Below are 16,432 nucleotides of genomic sequence, written 5' to 3'. Positions count from 1 at the left end.
TTCGAGGGCTTTTTTTAAGGAAAACGCTGTGATCAAGTTTTTTCTAGCAACCGGGCAAACTATTGATCAAACGTTGACGCGAGCGGTGAGATTGATATTTTCATTCTCTGGCGCTCGATGTCTAATGCTGGCTAGTTCAATTTTTTTTAGCGTTGGATTGATTGGTTTGTCTTCAGGTTTTATGGAGTTGTTAAAACTCCAGTTGGAACTAATGAAGGAGGTTCAAACCCTTTCTGGGCCAAGTTTTGAGGAACTTAGCGTTGTTAGTTGCGCCACAATTGAACAAGCACTCGTGAGTACTTGTAAGGGATTGAAGGCCCGCGCGGATTTGCTTGATTCTGCTGCACAACTAGCTGAAATGATAGTAATTTATGCCTTCTTGCTCGGATTTTTAGTCGCATTAGCCGCTTTAGCAGCCTTTCTTCGGGGAGCGTATTCAGCAAAAGAAACAAATGAGCGATTCGAAAAAGATTAAGTTAAAAAATCAATAATGATGACTGAGTACAGCGGGGTAGTTCAACCGGATGTCATCATTTAAGCTTTAACATAGATTTTTGACGATAGATGGTGGGCCGCTTGCAGGTGAGACTCAAATTTAATAAAGCTTACGTGTCTAGCTTTAGATTCTTTTTCTAAAAATTCTAAAGAATCGATAAAATTATTTCGTTCTTTATTTGAAAGATATGAAAGAGTTTCGACGTTAGGGCAGCCGACTAATAATTCAGTGTTTAAGACAGAAAACATGTTTGATCGATTGACCGCTTCGAGATCAAAAACCTTGGCCTTAAGAGATCTTGTGTCAGCAGATGAGGAAACACCTGGTCTCATTACGCCAAAGTTAGCCGCGTAAGAACCTTTTAAGAAACCAATCTTTATAGATTTTCCGCCGACTTTTAGTGGAACATTGAAGTCTTTCGTAAAGTCATGATGGTATAAGGCTGGGCTTTCTAAGCTAAATAGATCTTTTTTTATTTTTTCTGCCCAATCTCTAAATGCAAGTTTAGACGAGTCACTTATCTCGGATCTCACGCCGTAATTGGATTGACCAAAAGCAGTAGAAAGTCGAACGGACACATCAAATATTTCATTTAAATCTTTTCCTATACATTCCTTGCAAGCGCCAAGAAAAAAACCTCCGAAAGGAAACTCAAGCTCCTCTACTCTCCTACCTGCGTTAAGCTGTTGTTGTATTTCTATTAATGACGCAGCTAGCATTGAGGACATCCCTTTTGCGGAGGTACCAAATAGAGCACTTATCAAACTAGGTGAAATACTTTGTCTGATCTGTGATTGGCCTGATGCAGCTCTAACAACCGTAGCAACGGAGATTTTTTCTCCGCTACCTGGTATCGTTTCCATAAATACAGGCCACCAGTGCGCTTCTAGCTTAGGAAGTTCGAAAGGTATCACGCTTGCTCAGCCCCGTCGATTTGAGTTGTTGTTAGATTTAAATGTAACTGATTTGGAAAAATTCTTTGCGATACAAGTCTGTGAATATGAGTTAATCTTTCAGTCAGAAATTTGGTTAACTCTAAATACAACTCCCCCGATCCTTGTATAAATCCTGATGAAAGAGGAGCGGACGTGAATTTGATTCGCTGAAATGCAGCGATTCTAGAATGCATTTGCCTCAGAAGTTTTCTTCGTTCTTGATCATTCATGCTTTCTAAAAGTCGGTCTGCCAACCAGTTAGTAAGTTGTTCATCTGCGCTTTTATTAGGTGGAATTGCTGACTCATGATCAATTAGATATAACAAGTTATCTGGACTGAAAAGAATATCGTTTGGACTTCTTACATCATTGGCAATCCATTCGTCATAAGTTGCAATCATGTCTTCAATTTTTAATTTTTGTAGCAGTGTTAAAACTTGATTTAGACATTTAATAGGCCGAGCTAGTGATTGCGAACCCATATCTAAGGTGCCGAAGCAGACAATATTCGAATTCCCTTTCCCCCCCACGTGCTTAGATTTTGCAGTCACGATATATGGCTGGGGGACTGGTAGTGTTAATACTTGGGCAATTTGAGAGCACAGGATTTCAACCATTATCGCTCTTGCAGTTAGCCCCTTCTTTACATACAGAGGAGCTCCCTTTCCTTCTGCATCATACGTAGGACATAGCCAAATCTCAGACTTGGAGCCTGAGATCAGGTTACCAGTTCCAGATGTCGACGCTATCCCAATCCCCGGAAGTAGGAGCGGCGGTAACTGTACTATTTTTCCCATTTTGAGAACCTCATGCCTACATCTGACATGGTTAGTTTACCGTAGTTCGGAGATCCTAACTTGCGGTGGGTCTTTCATGTTCTCGAACAGACCGACTCGGTGATCGCCGAGATGCGTCATCTTTTGTCATACAACCTGAGCATGTCAGTTTCTTTAACACCTGAGTCAAAACATACCGCTAGCCGCTTGTTGTACTGAATAAAAACGTACCCAGTCAGGGTGTTGGGTCGTATCAAAATTTATCCATGAACAATTATGAGGAGTCAATCGACAATTACCGCGTGGTTTTCGACTTAAATTTCACTTTTCAAATTTTCTTCCTCCCCACTGGTGCTTGATGAAATCGGATACATGCCGATGAGCCGGGAGGACGCCAGCTTGTTCTTCCGAGTCATCAGCCGCCAATATGAGAAAGCATCAACTATTCTGAGCTTAAACAAAAGCTTTGTGGATTGGGGTGAAGTGTTTGCTGATCCAGTGCTAGCCACGGCCATCCTGGACCGACGGCTACACCACGCGACCACGTTGAATATCAAAGGTGAAAGTTACCGCTTGAAAGAGAAGCGCTGCGCAGGTCTGCTTGGCGCTTCTCAAAACCGAAAACCCGAAACCCACTTGACCGAGGAGGAAATGTTTGCCGAACTGACCACTGAAGACCGTTAAAAACAGGACAATTTACCGTTTATTGGTGGACAAAATATTCTGGTGAAAATTGGACATTCAGTGCTGGTGTTGACAGCCGCAAAAGTAACAGCGAAGGTTCATGTAAGTGGCTCTCCTTACTTCGCGAACTGTCTCGATCACCAAGCCTATAGACAATCCCAAAAATCTACGTAATTTAGGTTGTCCAAAGTGCCCCGTAATGTACAAAGCGTGCGCTCGTCGTATAAACAGTGTGTGCTGCTCAGCAGCGATTTCGGGAGCGCGTAACAATTGTGTGTCTAATAGTATTCTCGGTTGGGTGTTTTTGTATGCGAATTATCATTGTTAGGCGATTCAAGAGCTAATCAATTTTGGGCGACATTATTCCTCTCGCACTTTGGTTACCTGCTCGAACCTTGAGTGCTTGGTTTACTTCCGCCAGGCGACGAGGACGCCCACGAGGGGGGTGAAGCTTCACATAGACCTTCGCAGCATCGATTTGCTTCTCAGTTAAGGACGGGTAGGCCTCTTGAACTTCTTGAATGCTTAACTCTGATCCCCAGCAATCGACAATCATGTCTACCGGAAGTCTTGTTCCCTTGAATACCGGGCGGCCTGACATCACAGACTCGTCCCGCGTAATTAAACTTTTAGCCGCATCTGCTAGGCGAAGATTCGACCAAACCTTTCGTACAAAAGGCGAGATATCAACGTTCACCATATCAATTCCAATTTCCCAACGTTTGTCCCCAAACACAACCTCATCTGGGATTCTGTAGTGTTTGCCACGGGTTCGAACATTTCCATGGGCTAGATTGATGATGTCTTTGCGGCACGTCGCACTTAGGATTCGTGCAGATTCAAAGTAAAACTTTGCGAAAGCGAGGCTCAACGCAGAAAAACGCCTACCATTCTTGCCCTGAATGATTAGCTCGTTCGGGACCAACTTCTCATCAACTACTCTGTTTAGGTCACGGTCAGCCAAACCTGACACAAATGCAGCCTCCGATATCGATAAATATTTGGACGTACTCATGATTTTAATACTCCGATTTATCGGAACATTAAACTAATCGATTCAGGAAATCAATTCAAGCAGAGATCAGCGATTGTCAGGCAATTAAATGTGAATCGGAATGCATAAGCCCGAAGCACAAAGGCCCGGCTGTGAGCCAACTTAAACTGGGTAATCTGAAGTTTGACCTGCTTGCCCGCTTTGCGCGTTGAACTGCTCGGAATCTTTCCACTGCCTTGCAAAGGCACCCCCCGGTCATAAGACCCTGTAAAGCCCAAGGCGACCAAATCCCGGTACATGCTGCGCAGGTTTCTGCGCAGCTTCTTCGGTTTCAAGTGTTCGGTAGACATACGTGGGTCAAAGTTCGAGGCAAATCTTCACCCTAAGTGGGTCAATTTTGGATGCAACTCAACACTGGTCGATCGAATAGGGCCCAGTGTCTTTTTCTTCAAAAATACGACCGTTTGTTGACGCTTTGTATAATCCTTGTACCTATACGTCTTAAGCAAGCAAATTTGCTTACTAGACAAATTAACCTAATAGGAATAAAATTAACAATGGAAAAGAGCACCGCCCACACAAAACTAGCCGTTGTGCACCAATTGATAAAAGAAGGTAAGGTAAATGCGACAAAGACCGCGTTTAATACCGCTGCTGATTTGAATGTTTTTACGCTGTCTGAGATGTGCAAAGTGGTTTCTTCGTTGACCACAAAAAATTTTAAGAAATCGATGACGACTTATCAAGACCACACAAAGTGGCAAGACGTTTACCTGGTCACGGTTAACAACACAGAAGCCTATGTGAAGCTAATGGTTGAAGAGGGTGTTTTAATAGTTAGCTTTAAGGAGTCAGAATCATGAAAAACTGCCCAAATTGTGGTTCAAGCCAAATGGTGTATGAAACAAAGGGCCTTGAAATATCTTACAAGGGCCGCTCTACTGTTGCGCAAGGAATCGAAGGTCAATTTTGCATGGATTGCGGAGAGGGTATTCTCGATCGTTTTAATGGCGATAAATACGGTGCCGCTATTCGTGAGTTCCGAAACTCGGTTAATTCTGATTTTGTAGAAGGGAGCTGGATAGCAGGCGTTCGAAAAAAACTAGACTTGGACCAGAAGACAGCAGCCTCCATTTTCGGAGGTGGGGCTAGTGCCTTTTCTCGCTATGAACGAGGTGCTGCGAAACCTCCAAAATCGTTGGTTCAGCTTTTCAAAATTTTGGAAAAACACCCAGAAATGCTTCGTGAACTGGATCAAGTGTAAACCTCTCGAAAATGGCCAAATAGACAAGCTGATCGAAGAGGTGAACACAGCTTTTCCGCATGTGTTGCCGCAATTCAAAGGATCAATACTTTTCACAGCAACAAACTTCGCGAACTCCATCACAATTCGCTTTCTTCAGTATTTATGCACATGTGGGGGTTTGTTGTTCTTGAATTTGATACCTCAGACGATGAAGATGACTCACCCAGAAGTCTAAAAGTACAACCACTTTTGCGCGAAACTTTCTACTTTGAAATTTGAGGTTGGACAACAGTCACACTAAACAGAACAAATTGCGAGAACGGTGTCCGACTAAACGAGGTCTGCTCTGAGCACAACCCAATACTTGGCGGTATGTAAACAGAGAGAATCAATTCAATAATCACCAATAGCCGCGTTGTTTTCGACTTTATTTTCACTTCTCAAGTTTTCTTCCTCGCATGTCAGCTCCCGTTTTCGACTTTAATTCAGGTACGCCGCTGATCGCATGCCTCGCAAGGCCCATGAATCCACGGGCCTAGTTTTCGACTTTATTAGTTCAGAACAAAAGCCTTCTTCCTTCATCACCGCCATTAACCCGGCAATGTCTTTTTCAAGTTGCGCCTTGGGCACTTGAACAAACACTTCCCCAAGTACATCTGCCAATTCTTCAGCACTGCCCGGCGTTTCAAGCAATGCCCACACCGCTTCAGCAACTGTGTTCAAGCGCCACACCGAATTTTCGCTGGCTAGCCACAAGAAGGTAGAGTTGCCAATGCGCCGCACTGCCGCACCGGGGGCACGCGCAAACACTTGCTTGGCCCTTATAGGCTCGGCAGCACGGGCAGTCTCTGGCTGCCACGCCTGGGCTGGCTGCACCGGTAGGTTCGTGTATGGTTCTGCACTTTGGCCGAACGCTTGGCGCAGCAAGGCCACTGCATCTTCCAGGTCGTGGTAAACTAGGCGCAGGCAGCGCACATTGCCAAGCAGCGCTTGAGTACGTAACAACGCCTCTTGTGGATTGGCAAAGTTGCCCATGTTTTGTTGCAGGGCATAAAACAGTGCGTCGTCCTCATTAAGCTCGCAGAAATGGGCATTTGTTGCCTGTGCCCTGCGGTCCAGAATAATCAGCGCTGCCAGCGGGTGTGTGGTGCCATGGGCTGCAACATTGGCTGAACACAGGTAGCCGTAGCGTTCATCGTGTGGGCCTAGATGTTGCTGCACATGTTGCCTGAAAACCGGGCTGGCAAGTTTGGGCAGGGGCAAGCGCAAGCGAGGTGCCAAACCCAAGGCAATGCCATGGCCGCTGGGGTTAACAGGCAGCACATCGTCGCAATAAATTTGTACGTCGGGTTCCGCACACAACCTTGAAATCAGCGTGCTTTTGCCTGCACGGCGCGGCCCGCTGACAGCAATCAGCTTGCCACCCATTACAAATGCGCCAGCATGCAATGCAATCGGGTTTGCTGAATTCGAAATGTGGGTTTCAAGAATATCGGCCAGCAGCGAGCACACTGCGCTGGCCGTTGACAAGCCCATCATGGGCTCTTCGGTGTAAATCGAGTTTATGTTGTAGCAAAGCGGGGCATGGAAAGCAATGGAAACATGCGCCACGCAGTGGTCGCCAATTTCGCAGTCGCTACTCAGGGCTTCTTCAGTGAAGTCCCAGGTGGGCACAACCTCCCGAAGGGCGTTCATTAAGGCCAGGTGGTTGGGCACACACAGACCCTGGCCTACGCCAGAAAACTTCAACAGCAGGCGCGCGGCCTGCTGTTTGGCAATGGTTTCCATGTTTTAAAAGCGAATGGTGATCCAGGGCCGGCTAACGCGTGAATAGCGGGTATACCTGCTGGGGCGTGAGGGGCGCGAATACCGAGAAGAGCGATTGCCCCGACCGTACTTTGAGTAGTAGCGGTCGGGCCGGGATGGCCGCGACCAACGGCTTTGTCGGGAATAGCTTGGGCGCGATCGGCCGTCGGCTTGCGCGGTGGCCAAACCCACCATGGATGGTGCGGCATACAGCGCGCCTACCACCAAACCCAAACGAACCAATGCGGCTCGCCTTGCTTTTACTTTGTCGTCGGTATTTGACATCTCGCTACTCCTGTCAACAGGCGGTGCATCGGGATAGATGCCGCCATTTCCTACCCAACGCGTAAGCAAGAAATTTGTAGTACTTCTTTTCAAAACTTAACGTTTCAAGCCAAGCGAATGTGGCCCAATCGTTGACCCTGCGCATTCAGTGTTAGGGCTAGACCTTGTTCAAGCAGGGCTTTGGCCATGGTTTCATTGCCAAAGCTGTAAGGTGCTTCCGGTGCCTGGTCATACAGCAAGCCCAAATACAGGTAGGCTGCACCGTCTTTTGGAGCCAAGGCGATTGCCCGCTCCAGTGATGCTTTCGCTGTGCTTTGAAACTGCAGTGCGCACAAACCGCCCAGCGATTTCGCATAGCCCGTTAACACAATGCCGTTCCACAACAGTGTTCTTGCATCGTTTGGGTATTGCTGGGCCAATTCTTGAGTGGATTGTGCAAGTTCGCACAAAATTGCATCGCGGGTGCGGCCAAAATCGCTGCGTAGGGCTTGGGCCCATGCGGATTGAATGGCCTCAATACATTCCTGCGGCGCAGCCGATATGGTGGCTGAATGGTTGGCGGGGCTGCTGGTGGCGTTGCTTTCAATGACATTAAATACGCGCCTCATAAGTGACTCCTAAGCGACGTTAATTAGATTAAAAGTGTTGCGTGGTGGCAACCGTTTAATTGATTAACGCGGAAAATTAATTTAGGAGTACACACAGCCTTATTTTTTTGGTTTGCTGCGCAGCCATTTTTTAACTAAGCGAGCCTAGGGTGAACTTAGGGAGCCAACCGATTTTGGCAGCATCATGACGCCCCAGGGCGCCCTGTCAGGTTCTGGCAATTCTTTAACCAACTCGCCTGTTTCGGCATTCAATACGAGCACGTTGTTGCTGCGGCCGCAAGCCACGACCAAATTTTTATCATCGGGTGTCAGGCTGAAATGCAAGCAGCGTTCGCCGATGGGTATTTCGCGTTTCAACTCCAACGTTTCTGTATTGAACACCTGAACGGCTTTGCCTCGGGCAAGAGCCACAAAAATTTCTGTGCCTGTGCGGTTGTAACTAATGCCATAGGGCACTTCACCGGTGGGGATTTCCTGGGTAATGGTGTAGTCGCGGTCGAGAATCAAAATTTTGTTGCCGTATTCCAGCGTAACCGCAAAATAATCGCCATCTGGCGAGCGCGCAATTCCACGCGGGCGAATTCCGTACTCACGAGTTTCAATTGTTTTAAGCAGCTTGCCGGTTTCCAGCTCGTGTACTGAAATGGTTTCGTTGGCTTCGTGGGTCACAAGGATGTGCTCACCATCTGCTGACAATTCCATGCCCAGCGCTTGCAGCCCAACATCCAGTTCCCAGGTTTTTTCACCGGTGCTTAAGTCGATAACTGCCAGTTTTGTTGGGCTGCCTTTTGTTTGTGGGTCGAGGGTTGCGTAAGCCAGCATGCCTTGAACCCGAACAGTTTCAGGATTGTGGCCCACCGGCACGCGCCGCACCACGGCGCGAGTGGCCAAGTCAACAATTGCAATGTCGTTTGTCGCTGGCACGGCAACAGCCAGCAGCCTTTCGTCGTCGACCAGACCCATGCCACGGCCACCCTTGCCCACACTGATTTCGCCCAGTTTGCTGTAATCGGCCAGGGAGTAAATAGATATTGGGCCTTCCTGATTGGTGATGTAAAACTTGCCTTGCGGTGCAGGGTTTGCAAGTGGCACCGCTTCCAATGTTGTTTCTTCTACAGCGGGTGCGGGTGCTTCGTCCTGTTTGGAGCAGGCGGCCAGCAAAATGGCAGTGCTTAGGACCAAGGTGGTCACTCTGAACTTCATGTGTTCTCTCCCTGCGAATCACTTTAACGCGACTGAATTTTTCGTGAAATATAGCCTGCCATTGTGACAGGTCATGTTGGCAATTCCTTCCAAACATTGATTTAACGCGCTTTCGCCAAGCACATTGAACCTTTGTGACAGTTTGGTTTCAATACACTATGTATTGTGACCAGTAACCCTTTTGTAAAGAAGCACCCCGATGAAGTACTCAGAACAAAAACAACAACGCGCGCCGGAATCCCGGTTGGTACCTCGTGTGGCGTGGTCGGCATCGATGGGGCTTGCTGCGTACTGGACCTACCTCTACTTTAGTCAAACCAAGCATATTTTCAGTCCTTCCATCAAACACCATGATTTGCTCACGCAGCATGCGCATGAGTTCACCGAACTGCGCCTGCAGGTGGCGCCCGGCGTGGAACTGGAAGGCTGGGTGCGAATGCCTGCCGGCATGGGTGGCGCAGGCAGCAAAGCGCCCTGTGCCATTTACTTCGGTGGGCGAAGTGAAGACGTGCGCTGGCTACTGAATGAAGCACAAGGTTTCAAGAATTTGCCTTTGGTATTTTTTAACTACCGGGGGTATGGCAATTCAAAAGGCACGCCGATTGAAAAAAATTTGGTGGCCGATGCACGCGCCATTTACAAATGGGTGGCTGAGCAGCCTTGGTGTGACCGCAATCAAATTTCGGTAATTGGCCGCAGTTTGGGTACTGGTGTGGCCATGCAATTGGCGGCAAGCACGCCGGTTCACAAACTGGTGTTGTTCACGCCATACGATAGCTTGATTAACATCGCAAAAAAGAAGGTGCCACTTGCGCCAGTTTCCCTTTTGTTGCGTAGCAAATTCAATTCACAGGCCTGTGCGGTGAATGTTCACAACCCGACCTTTGTGCTGCTGGCCGAGAATGATCAGGTGATTCCGCATGATTCATCGCTGCGCTTGATGCAAAATTTTGCAGTGAAACCTTTGGTTGCCACGGTGAAAGGCACCGACCATGTCAGCTTGCCGCATGATGCAGATGCGCAGGGTTTGGTCAGCCATTTTTTGGCGGCGTAATTATTGCAGGGTCATCCACGCCCGGTATTCACTGGGCGTTTTTCCAGTCAGCTTTTTGAATGCCCGCGTGAAGTTTGCGCGGTCTTGGTAACCCACACGCTGTGCAATTTCGTCCACATTAAGCCGTGTGGTTTCAAGCAGCAGGCAGGCGTCGCGTTGCACCACTTCACCCAGTAAGTCTGAAAAACTTCGGCCTTCGTGTTGCAGCTTTCGTTTCAAAGTGCGCACCGACATGTGCAGTGTATTTGCCATGTCTTCCAGTTGCGGGTAATTGCCATCACGGCAAATCAGCAAATTCTTCACGCGCCCGCTTAAATTGTCGCCCAAGCCCAGCGCAATCAGTTCTTGCTCGCACTGTTGAATCACCATTTGCGCAGTGCTGGCGTTCGCGGTGGGCAAGGGCAGGTCAAGCCACTTGGCAGGAATGCGAATTTGGTTGCCCGCTGCATTGAACCGGCATTTGGGCAAGCTGCTGGCATAGCTGCCGTAATAAGCGGGTTCGGGCCAATCAAACCACAATTCAATTCCGCTGGCCTCGCGTGCGTTGCCCATGGGGTTAAACAGGCTTTCAAACAAACGCCACACTTCAATTACAAAGTTTTCAATGGCGAATTTGCGCACGGGTTCAAGTGACATGGCTTCGCGAATGTGGCACACAAATGTGCGCTCGTCTTCGCTGGTATCAATGGTGTAGAACGGCACTTTGGTGGGCAGAAAACGTATGCCCAATTCAATGGCTTCACGCAGGGTAGCGCAGCTCATCAAGCCAAAACCAATCATGCCGGCTTTGGTCAGGCTGCTTTGCAAACCCATGTCGATTGCAATGTGCTCGCTTTGAAACAGCGCCAGCAAATTCATGGTCACAATGCCGTGCTGTGCCGCGGCTATACGGCTGTTGGGCACCTGCAATTGCTGCACCGTAAGCCCGGTGTGTTCCAAAACCTGTTCGGCTTCAAAGCCCCGCTGCACCGCATAGTTCACGAAGAACAGCGGGTAGGCTTGCGCCACCGTAGTTTGCTCCAGCAGCCGAAGCTGCGGAAAATCTTTTAGTTCCATGCCCAGCAAACCAGCACTGCGCCAGCCACCAACAGCTGCACGCTGTTAATGATCACGCTAAGCCGGTGTTTGCTATTGAATTCCGCACCCGCTGCGGTGTCACCAGCCAATTCACGGTCACGCAATTCGTTGATTTGAAGCATCAGCACCTGGCGGGTGTACACGCTGGCCAAGCCAACCAAAGCCGATGGAAACAACACCCAGAAACCTGCACCTGCAAGACCCGCGAAAATAGCACTAAGAAAACCAAACACAATCACATACAAGTAGTACCAAGGGAATACAGCGCGAATAAATGGCCCGGCTTGCTCCATCGGCAATTTGGTAAATACAAGCGGTGCAAACAAGGCGGAAAATGCCAAAATACCGCCGAACAATCCACCCAAGGCCAGGGTGGTCAGTGCTTGAAACCATTCCATACGTCACCTGCTGCTAAGTTACTACGAGTTTTTATTGTGCATCAGCAAAGCCAACTTGTGGCCTAAATTGACTCCAAACTCGTCACTTTTCACACTCACGCCTTTTGCCCTCCCAGGCCTACACTGCATCTCATCGAAAACCAACACACCACGAGACAACACATGGCCCGCTCAAAAAAAGAAGCACAAAACATTCTTGAAGTTGCAATTGTTGGCGCAGGCGTTTCCGGCCTGGGCATGGGTATTCAACTGCTGAAAGCAGGCGAAACCAATTTCAAGATTTTCGACAAGGGCCACGATGTGGGCGGCACATGGCGCGACAACACCTACCCCGGTTGTGGTTGCGATGTAAAAAGCAGCCTGTACAGCTATTCCTTCGAACCTTGGGCCGAGTGGAGCAACAGCTACGCCAAGCAGGGCGAAATCTACAAATACCTGCGCCATTGCGCCACCAAGTACGGTGTGTACCCTTACATTCAATTCAACACAAGCATTACAGGTTCAGTGTTCGACGAACAGGCCGGCTTGTGGAACATCACCACCGCTGATGGCAAAACCATTCAGGCGCGCAACGTGGTGACCGCAGTAGGCCCCTTCAGCGCACCGAAAGTTGCAGAATTCAAAGGCGCTGAAAAGTTCAAAGGCAAAACAGTGCACACCGCAGCCTGGGACCATTCCGTAGAACTGGAAGGCAAGCGTGTGGGTTTGATTGGTACTGGTGCCACAGCAGTGCAGGTTGGCCCCGCCATTGCCGACAAGGTTAAAAACCTGGTGGTGTTTCAGCGCACAGCCAACTGGATCATGCCGCGCCCCGATCGCAACATTGAAGAAGCTGAAAAAGCGCTGAACCGCAAAACCCCGCTGAACATGAAAATGAATCGCTTGGGCGTGTATTGGTTCAATGAATTGACTGCGCCGTTCCTGATTTTGAAGTACGACATGTTCAAGGCGCAGCCAGAAAAAATGTCGAGCAGCTACCTGGCCCGCAAGGTCAAAGACCCTGAATTGCGCAAGAAGCTGACCCCCACTTTCAAGTTTGGTTGCAAGCGCGTGCTGGTCAGTTCTGACTGGTACCCCACCATGCAAAAAGAGCATGTGCATCTGGAAACCAATGCCATTGATTGCATCACCGAAAAAGGCATTCGCACAGCCGATGGTGTGGAGCATGAACTCGATGTCATTATTTACGCCACCGGCTATGAAGTGCGCCACACCGGTTCGCCGATTGATGCCAAGGGCATTGGCGGTGCAAGCTTGAACGAGAAGTGGAAAGAAGGTTCTGAAGCGTACCAAGGCATTTCAACCGCGGGCTTCCCCAACCTGTACTTCCTGGTGGGCCCTTTCACAGGCCCCGGTCACACTTCGGTGATTGCTTACGCCGAAGCGCAAATCGGCTATGTGATTCAGGCCATCAAACTGCGTCAAAAGCGCAAGCTGAAAGCCATTTCGGTTAAGCCTGAAGTTGAAAAGAAGTTTGTGGACACCATGGACTTCCGCAGCGATCACACCGTGTGGAAAAGTGGTTGCGCCAGCTGGTATTTAAGCCCCAATGGCCGCAACAACACCCTGTACCCCGGCCTGAATGCTGAGTACCGCATGCGAGTTGCAAGGTTTAACCCGGCCGAGTATGTGCTGACTGGCCCAAATGGAAAAATAGTAAAGCCCACCATGACAGATCACGTAAGCACAGGTTTAATGGCCCTGAAAGCCGCCTGAGTTTATGACGGAATAATCATATGCAGAATGGACATAACTATTGAAATTAAGGCGTAAGAGGCAGACACTGGGCGTTCACCCACAAGGAGAGCGCCCATGTCGAACCCCAGCACCAAAGCTTCCGACCTTTTCGTTCAGGCCCTTGAAGCGGAAGGTGTAAAACACATTTTCGCTGTGCCGGGCGAAGAAAACCTCGACATGCTTGAAAGCCTGCGCAACAGCAGCATCAAGCTTGTGCTGACCCGGCATGAACAAGGCGCGGGCTTCATGGCAGCCACCTACGGGCGCTTAACTGGAAGGGCGGGGGTTTGCATGGCCACGCTGGGGCCTGGGGCAACCAACTTCACAACCCCTGCGGCATATGCCCATCTGGGTGCATTTCCTCTCATCATGATCACTGGGCAAAAGCCCATCAAGAAATCCAAGCAAGGCCAATTCCAAATTATTGACGTGGTCAATCTGTTTGCTCCCATTTGTAAAATGAGCAAGCAGATTGTTCATGGCAACAATATTCCAGCCCTTGTTCGCGAAGCGTTTCGTGTGGCTGAAGAAGAGCGGCCTGGCGCCGTGCTGCTTGAACTGCCCGAAGACATTGCCGCTGAGCCCACCACTGCGAAAGTAATTCCCCGCAGTGAGCGGCATTATGCGGTTGCCGACGACACGGTGCTGAACGAAGCTGTTTCCATGATTCGCTCTGCCCGCATGCCCCTGGTGCTGTTGGGGGCAGGTGCCAACCGCAAGCAAGCCCGGCTTGCCTTGCAGGAATTTATTGAAACCACGGGCATTCCTTTTTTCAGTACTCAGATGGGTAAAGGTGTGGTCGATGAAGGCTCGCCGCATTTTCTGGGCACCGCTGCATTGTCAGATGGTGATTATTTGCATTGCGCGATTGAGCGATCTGATTTGATTATCAATGTGGGTCACGACGTCGTTGAAAAGCCACCCTTCTTCATGAGCCATGGCGGCAAAAAAGTAATTCATGTGAATTACCGTTCTGCCAAAGTAGACCAAGTGTATTTTCCACAATGTGAGGTAGTGGGCGATTTGGCGCGTTCCGTGCAAAAACTGACCCAGAAAATCGGCGGCAAAGTGGTGTGTGATTTGGCCTACTTCAACCGAATTCGCGAAGAAGTGGAGCTGCACATCAAAGAGGGTGCAGATGACAATCGCTTCCCCATCATTCCACAACGGCTGGTGGCGGAAACACGCAAGGCCATGGGTGCCAAAGACATCATTGCCCTGGACAACGGCATTTACAAACTTTGGTACGCCCGCAACTACAAAGCCTACGAGCCAAACACCGTGCTGCTTGATAACGCACTGGCCACCATGGGTGCAGGTCTGCCATCGGCCATGATGGCCGCCATGTTGTACCCCGACCGCCGGGTAATGGCCATTTGCGGGGACGGTGGTTTCATGATGAATTCGCAAGAAATTGAAACAGCCGTGCGCCTGAAAATGAATTTGGTGGTGACCATTTTGAACGACAGTTCGTACGGCATGATTCGCTGGAAACAAGAACATGTTGGCTTTGCCGACTGGGGTCTTGAATTCGGTAATCCCGACTTTGTGAAATACGCCGAAGCCTATGGTGCCACGGGGCACCGTGTGGGCAGCGCCGATGAACTGGTACCCACTTTCGACCGCGCATTCAAAGCCGGTGGCGTGCACATTGTGGATGTACCGGTGGATTATTCCGAGAATAAAAAAGTACTGATTGATGAACTGGCTGCAAAGGTGTGCTTAATATGAACAAGTCTGCAAGCAATTCAATGTTGGAAGTGGTCAACCCGTACTCCCTGGACCCAATAGGCGAAGTAAAGCTGGTGGATTGGCCGACCATTGATGGCTGGTTGAATGTCGCTAGCCAACTTCACAAGCAACGCGCCAAGTGGCTTCCGGCCCACCAGCGAATTGCCATCTTGAAAAAGACCGCGCAAATAATGCAGGGCAAATTCGATGAACTCGCCTTTCAAATAGCAAATGAAGGTGGCAAGCCATTGATTGACGCCAAGGTCGAAGTAACTCGCGCCATCGACGGTGTAGAACTGTGCATCAAAGAACTCAGCCACCTGACGGGTCATGAAATACCGATGGACCTGACCGCAGCGGGTTCAGGTCGCATGGCGTTCACCACCCGCGAACCGATTGGGCCAGTGGTTGCGGTTTCTGCGTTCAACCACCCCCTGAATTTGATTGTTCACCAGGTTGGCCCAGCCATTGCCACAGGTTGCCCGGTGCTGGTAAAACCCGCCAGCGCGACACCATTGAGCTGCCAGGCTTTCGTCCACATGTTGTATGAAGCTGGCTTGCCAGAAGAATGGTGCCGGTTCGCACCCTGCAAAAGCGATGTGGCCGAACAAATGGTGACCGATTCCCGTGTGGCGTTTTTCAGTTTCATCGGTTCAGGTGCTGTGGGTTGGAGGCTTAAAAGCAAGCTGGCCCCAGGCACGCGTTGCGCGCTTGAACATGGCGGCGTGGCCCCGGTTATTGTCGACGAAACTGCCAATGTGGATGCCATGATTCCCGCTTTGGTTAAAGGCGGCTTTTACCATTCAGGGCAAGTGTGCGTTAGCGTACAGAAAATTTATGTGCCAGAAGATATTGTCTCATCCGTGGCTCAGGCTATTGCTGACAAGGCTTCACAACTCAAAGTGGGCAATGCCATTCAGGCCGACACGGAATGCGGCCCACTCGTCAACCCGAATGAAGTTGAGCGCGTTGATCAGTGGGTTAATGAAGCAGTCGCGGGTGGTGCGAAGGTGCTGTGTGGCGCAAACAAATTGGGTAAAACCGCATACGCCCCCACAGTGTTATTGAATCCACCCAAGCAAGCCAAAATAAGTACTCAAGAAGTGTTTGGACCCGTGGTGTGTGTGTATGGTACCGACTCGCTAAGCAGTGCGATTGAACAAGCCAACAGCTTGCCAGTTGCGTTTCAGGCTGCGGTGTTTACACAGAAGCTGAATGTCGCTTTGCGCTGTGTGCGTGAAATTGACGCCACAGCAGTGATGGTCAACGACCACACCGCGTTTCGTGTTGATTGGATGCCGTTCGGGGGGCGCCGTCAATCGGGTTATGGCATGGGTGGCATAGGGCACACTATGCGCGACATGACCCAAGAAAAGATGGCAGTCATCAAGCTGTAAAACTT

16 protein-coding genes and 2 pseudogenes are annotated in these 16,432 nt (G+C 49.5%); 8 read left to right on the top strand and 10 right to left on the bottom strand.

Annotation, left to right across the window (positions count from 1 at the left end):
• The first annotated feature begins 28 nt into the window (after positions 1–28).
• Positions 29–475, top strand: a complete 447-nt coding sequence (locus tag NSP04_RS01300; RefSeq protein WP_257510527.1) for a hypothetical protein — start codon at positions 29–31, stop codon at positions 473–475.
• A 59-nt stretch (positions 476–534) separates the two neighbouring features.
• Here the strand turns inward: NSP04_RS01300 and NSP04_RS01295 are convergent, their stop codons facing one another.
• Together NSP04_RS01295 and NSP04_RS01290 are read right to left on the bottom strand one after the other, a co-directional pair.
• Positions 535–1,410, bottom strand: coding sequence for a hypothetical protein (locus tag NSP04_RS01295; protein ID WP_257510526.1), 876 nt, complete (start codon positions 1,408–1,410; stop codon positions 535–537).
• Positions 1,407–2,228, bottom strand: coding sequence for a HipA family kinase (locus tag NSP04_RS01290; protein ID WP_257510525.1), 822 nt, complete (start codon positions 2,226–2,228; stop codon positions 1,407–1,409). Before NSP04_RS01290 ends, NSP04_RS01295 begins: the two co-directional genes overlap by 4 nt.
• 327 nt (positions 2,229–2,555) lie before the next feature.
• On the opposite strand from NSP04_RS01290, the pseudogene NSP04_RS01285 reads away from it, so the two are divergent.
• Positions 2,556–2,891: pseudogene (locus tag NSP04_RS01285) on the top strand (ATP-binding protein); the annotation flags it as partial.
• A gap of 340 nt (positions 2,892–3,231) precedes the next feature.
• On the opposite strand, the gene NSP04_RS01280 reads toward NSP04_RS01285, so the two are convergent.
• Positions 3,232–3,906 carry a DUF433 domain-containing protein gene (locus tag NSP04_RS01280; RefSeq protein ID WP_257510524.1) on the bottom strand — a complete coding sequence of 225 codons (675 nt, stop codon included), beginning with the start codon at positions 3,904–3,906 and terminating at the stop codon, positions 3,232–3,234.
• A 104-nt stretch (positions 3,907–4,010) separates the two neighbouring features.
• Positions 4,011–4,253, bottom strand: a pseudogene (locus tag NSP04_RS01275) (IS21 family transposase); the annotation flags it as partial.
• A 189-nt stretch (positions 4,254–4,442) separates the two neighbouring features.
• On the opposite strand from NSP04_RS01275, the gene NSP04_RS01270 reads away from it, so the two are divergent.
• Both NSP04_RS01270 and NSP04_RS01265 read left to right on the top strand, forming a co-directional pair.
• Positions 4,443–4,748, top strand: a complete 306-nt coding sequence (locus tag NSP04_RS01270) for a type II toxin-antitoxin system MqsR family toxin (RefSeq protein ID WP_257510523.1) — start codon at positions 4,443–4,445, stop codon at positions 4,746–4,748.
• A complete protein-coding gene (locus NSP04_RS01265; RefSeq protein ID WP_257510522.1) occupies positions 4,745–5,149 on the top strand; it encodes a type II TA system antitoxin MqsA family protein in 405 nt (134 codons plus the stop codon). The genes NSP04_RS01270 and NSP04_RS01265 overlap by 4 nt, the downstream gene beginning before the upstream one ends.
• Positions 5,150–5,611: 462 nt before the next feature.
• Here NSP04_RS01265 and NSP04_RS01260 read toward each other — a convergent pair whose 3' ends face one another.
• The 4 genes from NSP04_RS01260 to NSP04_RS01245 form a co-directional block, all read right to left on the bottom strand.
• Positions 5,612–6,919, bottom strand: coding sequence for a PqqD family protein (locus NSP04_RS01260; protein WP_257510521.1), 1,308 nt, complete (start codon positions 6,917–6,919; stop codon positions 5,612–5,614).
• Between the two features lie 3 nt (positions 6,920–6,922).
• Positions 6,923–7,222: a hypothetical protein gene (locus NSP04_RS01255; protein WP_257510520.1), complete on the bottom strand. Its 300-nt coding sequence runs from the start codon at positions 7,220–7,222 to the stop codon at positions 6,923–6,925.
• Positions 7,223–7,326: 104 nt separating this feature from the next.
• The gene (locus NSP04_RS01250) at positions 7,327–7,830 is read right to left on the bottom strand and encodes a TRAP transporter TatT component family protein (protein ID WP_257510519.1); all 504 of its coding nucleotides are present in this window, start codon (positions 7,828–7,830) and stop codon (positions 7,327–7,329) included.
• A 144-nt stretch (positions 7,831–7,974) separates the two neighbouring features.
• A complete protein-coding gene (locus NSP04_RS01245; RefSeq protein ID WP_257510518.1) occupies positions 7,975–9,033 on the bottom strand; it encodes a beta-propeller fold lactonase family protein in 1,059 nt (352 codons plus the stop codon).
• Between the two features lie 199 nt (positions 9,034–9,232).
• Between NSP04_RS01245 and NSP04_RS01240 the strand changes: the two genes are divergently transcribed.
• Complete coding sequence (locus NSP04_RS01240; RefSeq protein WP_257510517.1) at positions 9,233–10,087, top strand: alpha/beta hydrolase; 855 nt, start codon at positions 9,233–9,235, stop codon at positions 10,085–10,087.
• On the opposite strand, the gene NSP04_RS01235 is transcribed toward NSP04_RS01240, so the two are convergent.
• Positions 10,088–11,143 carry an AraC family transcriptional regulator gene (locus tag NSP04_RS01235; RefSeq protein WP_257510516.1) on the bottom strand — a complete coding sequence of 352 codons (1,056 nt, stop codon included), beginning with the start codon at positions 11,141–11,143 and terminating at the stop codon, positions 10,088–10,090.
• Positions 11,134–11,562, bottom strand: a complete 429-nt coding sequence (locus NSP04_RS01230) for a DUF4149 domain-containing protein (protein WP_257510515.1) — start codon at positions 11,560–11,562, stop codon at positions 11,134–11,136. Before NSP04_RS01230 ends, NSP04_RS01235 begins: the two co-directional genes overlap by 10 nt.
• A 162-nt stretch (positions 11,563–11,724) precedes the next feature.
• Here NSP04_RS01230 and NSP04_RS01225 point away from each other — a divergent pair, with 162 nt between their 5' ends.
• From NSP04_RS01225 to NSP04_RS01215, 3 genes are all read left to right on the top strand, one after another.
• Positions 11,725–13,278: a flavin-containing monooxygenase gene (locus tag NSP04_RS01225; protein ID WP_257510514.1), complete on the top strand. Its 1,554-nt coding sequence runs from the start codon at positions 11,725–11,727 to the stop codon at positions 13,276–13,278.
• A 96-nt stretch (positions 13,279–13,374) separates the two neighbouring features.
• Positions 13,375–15,030: an acetolactate synthase large subunit gene (locus NSP04_RS01220; protein WP_257510513.1), complete on the top strand. Its 1,656-nt coding sequence runs from the start codon at positions 13,375–13,377 to the stop codon at positions 15,028–15,030.
• Entirely contained in the window at positions 15,027–16,427 is a 1,401-nt protein-coding gene (locus NSP04_RS01215; protein ID WP_257510512.1) for an aldehyde dehydrogenase family protein, read from the top strand. Before NSP04_RS01220 ends, NSP04_RS01215 begins: the two co-directional genes overlap by 4 nt.
• Positions 16,428–16,432 lie beyond the last annotated feature (5 nt).

The organism is Limnobacter parvus (genome assembly GCF_024623725.1).
Taxonomy (GTDB): domain Bacteria; phylum Pseudomonadota; class Gammaproteobacteria; order Burkholderiales; family Burkholderiaceae_B; genus Limnobacter; species Limnobacter parvus.
Note: the sequence above shows the minus strand (reverse complement) of the source record. Positions and strands in the feature narration are given on the sequence as shown.